6 protein-coding genes are annotated in these 7,154 nt (G+C 71.3%); 4 read left to right on the forward strand and 2 right to left on the reverse strand.

Annotated features, from left to right (window positions below):
* Nucleotides 1-281 precede the first annotated feature (281 nt).
* Entirely contained in the window at nucleotides 282-1,307 is a 1,026-nt protein-coding gene (locus KN815_RS44460) for a sporulation protein (protein WP_216347467.1), read from the reverse strand.
* A 237-nt stretch (nucleotides 1,308-1,544) separates the two neighbouring features.
* Nucleotides 1,545-2,489 carry a LysR family transcriptional regulator gene (locus KN815_RS44465; RefSeq protein WP_216347468.1) on the reverse strand — a complete coding sequence of 315 codons (945 nt, stop codon included), beginning with the start codon at nucleotides 2,487-2,489 and terminating at the stop codon, nucleotides 1,545-1,547.
* A gap of 180 nt (nucleotides 2,490-2,669) precedes the next feature.
* Between KN815_RS44465 and KN815_RS44470 the strand changes: the two genes are divergently transcribed.
* From KN815_RS44470 to KN815_RS44485, 4 genes are all read left to right on the forward strand, one after another.
* Entirely contained in the window at nucleotides 2,670-3,242 is a 573-nt protein-coding gene (locus KN815_RS44470; protein WP_216347469.1) for a DUF6817 domain-containing protein, read from the forward strand.
* 492 nt (nucleotides 3,243-3,734) lie between these two features.
* Nucleotides 3,735-5,582, forward strand: coding sequence for a phage tail sheath family protein (locus tag KN815_RS44475; RefSeq protein ID WP_216347471.1), 1,848 nt, complete (start codon nucleotides 3,735-3,737; stop codon nucleotides 5,580-5,582).
* A 7-nt stretch (nucleotides 5,583-5,589) separates the two neighbouring features.
* The gene (locus KN815_RS44480; RefSeq protein WP_014058531.1) at nucleotides 5,590-6,114 is read left to right on the forward strand and encodes a phage tail protein; all 525 of its coding nucleotides are present in this window, start codon (nucleotides 5,590-5,592) and stop codon (nucleotides 6,112-6,114) included.
* Between the two features lie 23 nt (nucleotides 6,115-6,137).
* Entirely contained in the window at nucleotides 6,138-7,064 is a 927-nt protein-coding gene (locus tag KN815_RS44485) for a T4 family baseplate hub assembly chaperone (protein ID WP_216347472.1), read from the forward strand.
* The last annotated feature ends 90 nt before the right edge of the window (nucleotides 7,065-7,154 follow it).

Genomic DNA, 7,154 nt, shown 5'->3' on the forward strand with positions numbered 1-7,154 from the left:
TCTGCCTGTGGAGACGGTGTGAGACCTCAACGGGAGTCCTCCCGGACGGGGCGGTCGTCGGTGAAGCAGGAACCCCAGCGGGCGACCGCTGGAACCCCCCGCCTTTAAGCGGGGGAGGAAGTCAAGGTGGTACGTCCTCCTCGACGGCAGATCCGGTCGTCGGCCGGCGATGTGGCCCCATGGGACCACGGCCATTGGGCCGCGGGCGCGCCGGGGAGGCCAAACGCCGCGAACGGAACCGGAGTTCCCGGCCCGGGGACCGCCCCGGGCCGGGGAGCCCGTCAGTCCTCGTCCTCCTCGTCCTCGAAGGCGTCGCCGATCTCGTCGACGACCTCCGCGGCGACCATTCCGCCGACGACGCCGACCGCGACACCCGCCGCGACGCCACCGACGATCGCCGCGGTGCTCGGGCCGGAGCGCCGCCCGCCGTCATGGTGGTGGTCCGCATGGCCGTGACCGTCGTGGTGGCCGTAGCCGGGCGCGCCGTACTCGCCGTGGCCGTACGAGCCGTGGGAGCCGTACGAGCCATGCGCGGCGCGCCGCTCGACGAGGCTGCGGATCCAGGCGTCGACCTCGGTGTTCCAGTCGCGGTGCTCGACGCCCTCATGGCCGACGGTGAAGAGCGTGAGGGCGTCGCCCCCGGAGGAGAAGAGCCCGCCGCGCTTGTCGGCCTCCAGGACGACGTCCATGCCGCCCGGGTTCGCCAGGAAGGTCACCTCGAGCTCGTTGATGGCGTGGGCGTACTGGGGGGCCGGGGCGAGTTCGATCTCCTGGTAGAACGGCAGCCGCTGCCCGGTGCCGCCCACATGGCCCAGTTCCAGATCGGCGGACTTGAAGCCGAAGCCGAGCTGTCCCAGCGCCTCCAGAACGGCCTCCTGGACCGGCAGCGGATTCACGGTCAGTTGGTCGAGGTCGCCCTTGTCCTTCGCGCCCGCGATCTCCAGCCCGGTGCGGACGCCGAGGATGATGCCCAGCGGCTGCCCGTACAGCTCGGTGATCGGGGTCTCCCAGGGGAGGTGGGCCGTGAACGGGAGGCTGCGCTGTTCGCCCTCGGCGAGCCGGAAGCCGCCGCCGACGGTGAAGCGGTCGAAGAGGACGACCCCTTCCCGCTCCTCCTCGCCGCGCTCGTCCTCCACCCGGGCCACCAGCTCCAGCGTGATCTGCTCGATCTGGAAGTCCGCCGTGCCGCCACGGAGATGGACCTGACCGGTCAGCGGCCCGCCGGGGCGTACCGGGCCGGGGTCCAGCACCGTGTCCACGGTGGGCCCGCCGACACCGAGCGAGCCGAGCAGTCGTTTGAACACCATCGTGGCGTTCACTCCTTCGCTATGCCTACTGCACGCGTGAGCGTGGGGGTTACGGGCGCGTGCGGTGGAGGACGGCGGTCGCGCGACAACGGGTGATGGGCCGCGGAACGTTCGCGGCCCATCGCACGTTCACCGTGTGTCCGCCCTCCGTGCTTCTACACGCATGTAGAAGCATAGAGGTGTGCGCCCCCTTGAAATGGCCATCTCCGTGCGTTGGCGGCGGAAGTCCGAAAATGATCACTCGGCGGGCCGGGCGGAGGGCCGTTCGGGGGAGTGCCGTTCGCGGGAGGCGTCTTCGCCCAGGCTGCGGGTCACCGTGTCGGCGAAGGCCCGGGCCAGCGGCGGCAGCGCGTCCCAGCGGCGTGCGGCCCAGCCGACCGGCAGTGGCGGCAGCGCGGGGATCGGGACGAGCCGCAGCGGCCCCTCGCTCCCGGGCACCGGCAGCCCCGGCAGGGCGGGCACCACGGCGCGCCCCAGACCGAGTTCGGCCAGCAGCAGGGCCGTGTCCCAGTCGGCGACACCGGTATCGGAACCGGCCCGGATGCCCAGCTCGGCCAGTGCCGCGTGGAGGCGCCCGCCGGAGGTGGAGTTCGGCGGCAACCGTAAGAGCCGGACATCGGCGAGGTCGGACACCTCCACGTGCGACCGGGCCGCGAGCGGATCCCCGGCCCGCATGGCGAGCACCCAGGGCAGCTCGGCCACCGGCCGCTGCTCGACACCGCGCACCGGGGCACCGAGGGTGATCCAGGCCAGATCCAGATGGCCGGCGATGAGCGCGTCGAGACAGCCGCGGCTGGAACTCTCGGTCTGGAACTCCAGGTTCACGTTCGGATAGCGGCGCCGGAAGGAGACGATCGCCCCGGCCATGAAGTGCCGCACAGTGGTGCTGCCGGTGGTGATCCGCACGGCCCCGCTCTCCCCGTGCACGAGGTCGCTCAGCCGGCGCAGCGCCAGATCGAGCCCGGCGATCCCGTCGGCGGCGGCCTCGCACAGAATGCGTCCCGCCAAAGTGGGCACGACCCCGCGCGGCTGGCGCTCCAGCAGGCTCACGCCGGTCTCGCGTTCCAGCCGCTTCACCCGCTGGCTCACCGCAGACTGTGTGCAGGTCAGCTCCCGGGCGACGGCGCTGAGGCTTCCGGCGCGGCACACGGCCACGAACACCCGCAGATCATCGAGAGTCATAACCTCCAAGTTAGAGCTTGGAGTTGGCGAGCAATCCCCAGGATTGACTGGGGTGGCCGCTGGTCGGGACGATCGTTGTAGGGCTCAGGCGGCAACCCGTACGGCGCTCGCACGAGGATCCGGACCGGGTGCCGGTGCGGTACGGGTGCCGACCTGCCCAGCACCGAAAGGACCCGACCTGTGCCTGCTGCTCCCCCTCCTGCCGCCGCCGACCGGGCCGTCACACTTCTGCGCCGCCTGGGCGCCGCGCGCATCGCCCACCCCGGCGGCACCCTCCTCGCCCACCTCCAGCGCGTACGGGCCCGGCTCGCCGCCTACGGCGCCCGCCCCGAGCTCCAGCTCGCCGGGCTGTGCCACGCGTTCTACGGAACCGACGGCTTTCCCGTCACCCTGCTGTCCCTCGGGCGTCGCGGCGAACTCGTGGCGGTGATCGGCTCGGAGGCCGAAGCCATCGTGTACCTCTACGCGAGCTGTGACCGTAAGTCCACCTGTCGGGCGCTCGGGGACGCCGACGTGGTCTTCCACGACCGTTTCACTGGTCGTACGCACACCCCGGAACCCCGGCTGCTCCGGGACTTCGCCGAGCTGTCGGCCGCCAATGAACTCGACCTCGCCCGCCGGGACCCCGCCCTCCGGGAGCGGCGTGGCCCCGAACTCCTCGCCCTGTTCACCCACTTCCGCCCGCTGCTCAGCCGGCCGGCCTGGCTGGACGGGCGCGCGGTCCTCGCGCCGTCGCCCCTCGTCCGCGACTGAGGACCGTGCGCACGCCTGAGGGCCTCGCGGACGACTGACGCCCTGTCACCAGGCGTGCGGCCCTGCGGGCGCGGGTGCGATAACGCCCGGAGCGCGGGACCGCAAAACGCCGCGCCGCACCGTTCACCTTTTCGGCTCGTTCTCGTCGTCCGTACGCTCCGCACGGAATTTTGCGATCACGAATTGCCGGAAGCGTTCGCGCACGGTAATGGCTTGGTCAACTCTGTGGAGACCGTAAAACGATCTAGTAATTCACCGTGAAAGAGATGACCGGAACAATGCCTTGACCGGAATCATGCCGGGCGCGGAGACTCAAAGCGCACTCACGCATCAGGAGCCGCAAGCGACGTTCCGAATCCTGCGATACCGGTTTCGCGGGGGCGTGCGACCGGGGGAAGTGTAAGGAGATTGTGTGCGCACGGCGGGAAATCCGTACGTGTGATCTTCACTTCCCCTCCTCATCTCTTGATGCGCGAAGAGAATGGAGGGGGAATGCCGACGCCCGCGGGCTATCCCGGTGTCTACATCGAAGAGCTTCCCAGCAGCGTCCGTACCATCGCCTCGGTCACCACCTCGGTGACCGCGTTCGTGGGCCACACCCGGCGGGGCCCGCTCAACACCCCGGTGCGCATCACCAGTTTCGCCGACTTCGAGCGCCGCTTCGGGGGCCTGACCTCGCAGAGCGCCGTCGGCTACGCGGTGCACCAGTTCTTCGGCAACGGCGGCACCGTGGCGGTCGTCGTCCGCGTGACCAAGGCCGGCACCGGCAAGGCCGCCTGCGTCACCCTCGACTCCACCGAGGGCCACAGCGAATGCCCGGTGCTGGAGGTGCACGCCAAGGAGCCCGGCCACTGGGGCTCGGGCCTGCGGCTGGCCGTCGACTACGACACGCCGTGCCCGGAGGAGACCTTCAACCTCCATGTGCTCGATGCCCGGGGCACCTCCCGGGAGTCCTTCACCAGCCTGTCCATGGACCCCGCCCACGGCCGCCACGCCGAGACCGTGATCAACGCCGGGTCGGCGCTGATCCGGGTCAAGGCCGTCGGCGAGGGCCGGCCGGACCCCTCCGGCACGGTCTCCAAGCCGTTCGCGGGCGAACTCCCCGATCTGGGTGTCGAGCTGACGGTCAAGATCGGCGAGGTGGAGCGGTCGTTCACGCTGTACGACCCGGACTGCGACGGCGAGGCTCCGTGCGACGTCACCGAGCTGGCCCTGCTCCTGGAGCGCAAGCTGCGCGCACTGCCCGACGCGCCCGGCAAGCACGCCTTCGCGGGCACCGAGGTCACCGCGTTCGGCCGCCGCCTCCAGGTCGTCGCCGGCTCCATCGACCCCGACGACGTGGTGCGCTTCCTGGGCGAATGCGCCAATGACCTCGGCCTTGAGGCATCGGTCAACCCGCCCGTCTTCCCGCTGTCCGGCGGCGAGGACGGCGCCCCGCCCGGCCCCCGCGACCTCATCGGCAGCGAGGCGGACAAGACCGGCCTGCAAGCGCTGCGCGACATCGAGGACGTCAATCTGCTGTCGCTGCCCGAGCTCGCCGGGTACGAGTCCGTCGGCGACATGGTCACCGTGCTGTCGGCGGCCGACCGGCTGTGCCGGGAGCGGCGGATCTTCCTGCTCGTCGACGCGCCCTCCGCCTGGGGCAGCGTGGACGCGGCCCGCGCCGGGATCGGCGCCTTCGAGCCGGTCCGCAGCGACCACGCCGCGCTGTACTTCCCGCAGTTGCGGCTCACCGACCCGCTCACCGGGCGGCTGCGCGCCTTCCCGCCCTCCGGGGCACTCGCGGGCGTCATCGCCCGTACGGACGGCGAACGCGGCGTGTGGAAGGCACCGGCCGGGACCGAGGCGCGGCTGGCCGGGGTGTACTCGCTCGGCGTCCAGTTGACCGACCGCGAGAACGGACTGCTCAACCCGCTGGGCATCAACTGCCTGCGCACCTTCCCGGTGGTGGGCCCGCTGGTCTGGGGCGCCCGTACGCTGCGGGGCGCCGACGCACAGAGCAGCGAATGGAAGTACGTCCCGGTACGGCGGCTGGCGCTGCATATCGAGGAGAGCCTGCGCCGCGGACTGCAATGGGTCGTTTTCGAACCCAATACCGAGCAGTTGTGGCAGCAGATCCGGCTGAACGCCTCCGGCTATCTGCACACCCTGTTCGAGAAGGGCGCGTTCAAGGGGGGCACTCCGCGTCAGGCGTACTTCGTCAAGTGCGACAAGGACACCACGACGGACGAGGACATCGCCAACGGCATCGTGAATGTCGTGGTCGGTATTGCGCCGGTCAAGCCCGCGGAGTTCGTGATCGTCAAGATCCAGCAGATGGCCGGACAGTTCGAGATTTAGGAATGTGATGGCTGAGTTCCAGGTCAACGCCCATCGCTTCGACCCGTACAAGAACTTTAAGTTTCTGGTCCTCTGGGACGGTCGTACGGTCGCGGGCATCAGCAAAATCAGTCCGCTCAAGCGCACCACCGAGGTCGTCAAGCACCGCAACGGCGGCGACCCCAGCTCGCCCCGCAAGTCCCCGGGCCGGTCCGAGTTCGAGGGGATCACCCTGGAGCGCGGCGTCACCCACGACCCCGAATTCGACCGCTGGGCCAACAAGGTCTGGCAGGTCGGCGCGGGGCTCGGCGCCGAGGTCTCGCTCGCCGACTTCCGCAAGGACATCGTCATCCAGGTCCTCAACGAGGCGGGCCAGGTCGCCGTCTCGCACAAGCTCTACCGGACCTGGCCGAGCGAGTACCAGGTCCTCGGCGAGCTGGATGCCAACGCCAACGCGGTCGCGATCCAGAGCCTGAAGCTGGAGTGCGAGGGCTGGGAGCGGGACTACGAGGTGCCGGAGCCGGAAGAGCCCTCGTTCACCCACCCCGCGTAGGCGGGGAGCGGACGGCCTGAGAGATGGGGAACACGGGGCCCGCGGAGCTGCTGGCCATCTGGGAGGCGGGGCTGGCGCACCACGGCCCCGGCCGCGCCCTGCTGCTGCACCGGGCCGCCCGCCCGGAATCCGCCGCGGACGAACTGCGGTCGCTGCCGGTGGGCGAGCGCGAGGCGGACCTGTACGCCCTGCGGCGCGCGCTCTTCGGCGAGCGGATGCAGATCCGGGCCGAATGCGGTGCGTGCGGCGAGGCCATGGAGTTCGACCTCGACGCCCGCGACCTGGGGGTGCGCCCGCGGGAGCGGGACGGGCCGCTCCGGGTGGAGGAGGGCGAGTGGACGGTCGAGTTCCGGCTGCCCACCGTCGCCGACCTCGAGGCGGCCGCGCAGGCGGTGGCCGGAGGGGGCGGTCGTGCGGTGAGCGAAACGGGCGGTCGTGCGACGTCAGGAGCGGGCGGGCCCGGGGGCGGGGACGGGGCCGGACTCCTGGGTGAGGACGTGGGCGTGGGCGTGGGCGGGCTCGTGGGCGCGGACGGCAGCGAGGCCGCCCATACGTCCCCGTCCACGTCCACGGCCGCGGCCCGCGCCCGGCGGGCCCTGCTCGCCCGTTGCCTCGTCTCCGTACACCGCGCGGGGCAGCCCGTCCCGGCCGACCGCCTCCCGGTGGCCGAACTGCCCGAGCCGGTGCAGCGGAAGCTCGCCGAGGCCGCCGAACACGCCGACCCGGCGGCCGATGTGACGCTCAACGTCGCCTGCCCCGAATGCGGTGAGGCCACCAGGGCCGAGCTGGATATCGCCTCCTACCTGTGGGCCGAACTCGACCACTGGGCACGGGACCTGCTCCTCGATGTCCACTTGCTCGCCACCGCATACGGCTGGAGCGAGCCTCAGATCCTGGCGCTCAGCCCGCTGCGGCGCCGCTACTACCTGGAGCTGTGCGCAGATGGCTGACTTCTTCGACCGGCTGCTCGCGCGGCACGCCCCTGTGCCCGCGCCCGGGCGGGTGGCGGGCGGCGGCGGCGACCGCCCGGTCCGGGCCCG

The sequence above is a fragment of the Streptomyces niphimycinicus genome (genome assembly GCF_018883605.1).
Lineage (GTDB): Bacteria > Actinomycetota > Actinomycetes > Streptomycetales > Streptomycetaceae > Streptomyces > Streptomyces niphimycinicus.